This window comes from Oleiphilus sp. HI0066 (assembly GCF_001635725.1).
Map to the genome: position 1 here is coordinate 1 of NZ_LWFH01001404.1, position 1,115 is coordinate 1,115.

Below are 1,115 nucleotides of genomic sequence, written 5' to 3' on the forward strand. Positions count from 1 at the left end.
TTTTCTTGCCGCAGGTACTTACGAGTTGAGTTTTGACATCTCAGGAAATCAGCGAAACAGTGGTGGCGATACAATGGCTGTTACCTTGGGCGGATTCTTTGATCAGAACTTCTCTTTGAACAGCTCTGATCCATGGCAGACAGTCACTTATCAATTTATTGTTGGCAGTGACACAAGTGATTCGATTATTTTTAATCACGCTGGCGGCGACAATATTGGCATTATGTTAGATAACGTTGTTCTTAGCTCTGTTGATGTTCCAGAGCCTGGTTCGTTAGCTCTTCTTGGGTTGGGCTTGCTCGGTTTGCGAGTAGCTAGAAAGCGTTAGTTTCAGGCACTTTCTTATTGTAGGAAGCCCGCTATTAAGCGGGCTTTTTCGTTTCTGCCTCAAGAAAACTTTCGTCTTCGCTTCTGTCTTTCAGTTGAACACCAGAGAGCTTTTTGATTCGTGCTTCATTTAATAAATAAGTCGCTTTTTGAGCTGCCTCTGAATAGCCCATTCCGGCTTGTCGAATGTTTGAAATACAGTTTCTGCTAGCATCAGTTAAATTGAGTTTTGGAGACCAAGTTAGGTAGAGCCCCATGCTGTCAGGAGAACTTAAACCGGGGCGTTCTCCAATCAAAACCAAGACGCTTTTTGCATTTAAAAGTGTGCCGATATGATCTCCAATCGCGACGCGACCTTGTTCAACGATACAAATTGGCGCAATGTTCCATGACTCTGAGGGGGCTTCTCGCGCTCCTAATCGAGGTAATAACTCGGCTAGAAATGGCGCAGCATTTTGCTCGATGGCAAACGCAGACAGACCATCAACAACGACAATCGCTAAGTCGTAGTCGATGTTTTTGTTGCCTTGGTCTTGATTGAGTAATTCGCATGATGGCTCATTTAAGAGTCGGCCAAAATCAGGGCGTTGCAGGTATTCTTGGCGATTTTTGGCTTGGCTATGAAGCGCTAGAGTGCCGAAATCACTAACTTCCTTAAGTGCGTTTAGATCTGTTGAAATGTTTTCAAAGCTCAATGGGGTATGCACGGCATCTTGTGCTTTTGCATGTGCAAGCTGAAAGGCTAATGAGTGCTTCGTTGGTATGCTGATGCCCGCACGCCCTAGTCC

Annotated in this window: 2 protein-coding genes; one reads left to right on the plus strand and one right to left on the minus strand. The window is 45.0% G+C overall.

Translation table 11 applies throughout. The features are described from left to right. Positions 1 to 328: PEP-CTERM sorting domain-containing protein (locus A3738_RS21265; protein WP_156504395.1), on the plus strand; the 328-nt coding region annotated here is incomplete at its 5' end. A gap of 34 nt (positions 329 to 362) precedes the next feature. Here A3738_RS21265 and eutC read toward each other — a convergent pair. Next, positions 363 to 1,115 (minus strand): ethanolamine ammonia-lyase subunit EutC (gene eutC, locus A3738_RS21270; protein WP_068763841.1); only part of this gene is annotated, 753 nt, incomplete at its 5' end.